The organism is Rhizobium sp. UBA1881, assembly GCF_002338015.1.
Lineage (GTDB): Bacteria > Pseudomonadota > Alphaproteobacteria > Rhizobiales > Rhizobiaceae > Rhizobium.
On sequence record NZ_DDHH01000207.1, the window covers coordinates 733 to 3,917 of the forward strand.

At 61.2% G+C, this 3,185-nt stretch carries 3 protein-coding genes; 2 read left to right on the forward strand and 1 reads right to left on the reverse strand.

Annotated elements, in window-relative coordinates; all coding sequences use genetic code 11:
- Positions 1-422, reverse strand: a 422-nt coding sequence (locus tag B3605_RS25170; protein WP_296436827.1) for a DMT family transporter, incomplete at its 3' end; no start/stop codon positions are given.
- Positions 423-775: 353 nt separating this feature from the next.
- On the opposite strand from B3605_RS25170, the gene B3605_RS25175 reads away from it, so the two are divergent.
- Both B3605_RS25175 and B3605_RS25180 read left to right on the forward strand, forming a co-directional pair.
- Positions 776-2,185 (forward strand): circularly permuted type 2 ATP-grasp protein, encoded by a 1,410-nt coding sequence (locus tag B3605_RS25175; RefSeq protein WP_018897244.1) that lies wholly within the window; start codon positions 776-778, stop codon positions 2,183-2,185.
- A 4-nt stretch (positions 2,186-2,189) separates the two neighbouring features.
- Complete coding sequence (locus B3605_RS25180) at positions 2,190-3,131, forward strand: alpha-E domain-containing protein (RefSeq protein ID WP_112943882.1); 942 nt, start codon at positions 2,190-2,192, stop codon at positions 3,129-3,131.
- The last annotated feature ends 54 nt before the right edge of the window (positions 3,132-3,185 follow it).

Below are 3,185 nucleotides of genomic sequence, written 5' to 3' on the forward strand. Positions count from 1 at the left end.
AAGAGCTTCGGCGAGATGGCGATCGCGATCCCCACGAAGCCGAGCGCGAGCCCGGCCTTCTGCACCGGCTGCAGCCTTTCGCCGATAAGAAGCGGCGCGGCCATCGCCGTCAGAAGCGGCTGCAACGCCGCGATGATGCCGGAGATACCGGCCGGCACGCCATTGGCGATCGCCCACCACAGGCCGCCGAGATAAAAGCCGTGCAGGAATAGCCCTGAATAGATCGCTTTCCACATGACCGCCCTGCCTGGCCATTGCACCCTGAGCACGAGGCAGAGCGCCAGGAAGGCCAGCGCCGACAGTGCGAAGCGAATGGCGAGAAAGGTGAAGGGCTCGGAATGGATGGCCGCGTACTTCGCCACCACCCAGCCGGTGGACCAGAGAAGAACGAAGATGGCGGGTGCGAGGCGATCGAGCGACATGGGCGGCCTTGGAAAACGGAAATGGGCCGAGATAGCCGCTGCGGGTGCCGGCAGTCAAAGGCGAAGCGTTGATGCTTATTGTAAGTTTCATTGAAGCCGCAAAACCGGCTCCGACATGGCGATCGCCCGAAAATGAATCGCGTCGCGCGTGGAAAATAATCACATGCTCATGTTTTAAGCGACGAGATACAATTGCTCTTTGCCGCCCCGACGCTAGCTTCCCGGAAATGCTCAGTTTTTCGGCTCTTTTGGCCGATCGTTACGATTTTAGGAATCTTCCGTTTGAACTGAGCATGGTTCTTGCATTGCTTTCTCCATTGTACTCAAATGAAGAAAAAAGGGGAGCCACACCTTTGGCATTTGATGAAATGATCACCGGGGACGAAAGCCCTCGACAGCCATATGAAAAATACTTTGAGTGGTACAATAATCAGGATCGCGCTCATCTGATCGCCAAATCCCGCGATGCGGAAAACATCTTCCGCAAGACCGGCATCACCTTCGCCGTCTATGGCCACGCCGACAGTTCCGAAAAGCTCATTCCCTTCGATATCATCCCCCGCGTCATCTCCGGCCGCGAATGGCGAAAGCTGGCGCAGGGCATCGAGCAGCGCGTCATCGCGCTCAACGCCTTTCTAGACGACATCTACCACAAGCAGGAGATCATCCGCGCCGGCCGCATTCCGCGCGAGCTGATCGAGAAGAACGACGCCTTCCTGCCCGAGATGATCGGCTTCCGCCCGCCCGGCGGCGTCTACACCCACATCGTCGGCACCGACATCGTGCGCACCGGCGAGGACCAGTTCTACGTTCTGGAAGACAATGCCCGCACGCCCTCGGGGGTCAGCTACATGCTGGAAAACCGCGAGACGATGATGCACATGTTCCCGGAGCTATTCCACGAGAACAAGGTGCGCCCGGTCGAGGACTACCCCTATCTGCTGCGCCAGTCGCTCGCCTCGCTCGCCCCTCCCGGCTGCAAGGGCAAGCCGCGCGTCGCCGTGCTGACACCCGGCATCTACAACTCCGCCTATTACGAACATTCCTTCCTGGCCGACACCATGGGCGTCGAGCTGGTCGAGGGATCGGATCTGCGCGTCATCGACGGCAAGGTGAAGATGCGCACCACACGCGGCTATGAGGCGATCGACGTGCTCTATCGCCGCGTCGACGACGACTTCCTCGATCCCTTGACCTTCCGTCCGGATTCCGCCCTCGGCATCCCCGGGATCATGGATGTCTACCGCTCCGGCAACATCACCATCGCCAACGCGCCGGGAACCGGCATCTGCGACGACAAGGCGATCTATTCCTACATGCCGGAGATTGTCGAGTTCTACACCGGCCGCAAGGCGCTTCTGGAAAACGTCCCGACCTGGCGCTGTTCGGAGGCCTCCAGCCTGAAATACGTGCTGGAGCACCTGGAAGAGCTCGTCGTCAAGGAAGTGCATGGCTCAGGCGGCTACGGCATGCTGGTCGGCCCGACCGCGTCGAAGAAGGAGCGCGCCGATTTCGCCGAGAAGCTGCGCGCCAAGCCGAGCAACTACATCGCCCAGCCGACGCTTTCGCTGTCGACGGTACCGATCCTCGTCAACAAGGGGATCGCGCCGCGCCACGTCGACCTGCGCCCCTACGTGCTGGTCTCCGACAAGGTGCAGATCATTCCCGGCGGGCTTACCCGCGTTGCGCTGAAGCAGGGCTCGCTGGTGGTCAATTCCAGCCAGGGCGGCGGCACCAAAGACACCTGGGTATTGGAGGATTGATCTGATGCTCGGAAGAACCGCAAACGGCCTCTACTGGATGTTCCGTTACTTCGAGCGCGCCGAAAACATCGCGCGCCTCATTGATGCCGGCATCCGCATGTCGCTCACCAGAAGCAGCGGCAGCGACGACAACTGGGACGGCGTGCTGCAGAGCGCCGGCGTCCGCGAAGCCTATGACGAGGGCCATTCGAAGCTGACAGGCCCTGACGCCATCGACTACCTGCTGCGCGATCGCACCAACCTGTCGAGCGTCATGTCCTGCGTCGATTTCGGCCGCAACAACGCCCGCATGGTGCGCACGGCGCTCACCCGCGAAACCTGGGAAGCGACCAACGAGTTCTGGATCGAGCTCAAGGAGCTCCTGTCGAAGCGGCTGAAGCCGGCCGACCTGCCGCAGGCGATCGACGTAATCAAGCACCGCGCCGGCCTGATCCGCGGCGCGCTGCATGGCTCGATGCTGCGCAACGAGCTCTACAACTTCGCCCGCATCGGCACCTTCATCGAGCGCGCCGACAACACCAGCCGCATCCTCGACGTGAAGTATTACGTGCTGCTGCCGGCCGTCTCCGCCGTCGGCACCTCGATCGACAACGTCCAGTGGGAATCGATCCTGCGCTCGGTCTCCGCCCACCGCTCCTATAGCTGGGCCTATGACGGCGAATATCGCGCCACCAACATCGCCGACTTCCTGATCCTCAACGGCCAGATGCCGCGGTCGCTCGCCTATTGCTACGAGAAGATCACCAGCGAACTCGGCCACCTCGCCACCGATTACGGCGAGCGGCTGAAGGCGCACGACACCGCCGACGCCATCCGCCAGTCGCTGAAGAAGCAGGCGATCAAGGACATCATGGATCAGGGCCTGCACGAATTCCTCGAGGACTTCGTCTCACGCAACAACCAGCTCGGACAGGAAATTTCCGACGGTTACCGGTTCTACGCATAGGCGGGTCGCGACATGAAACTGAAGATTAGCCACGTCACCGAATACCGCTACGAC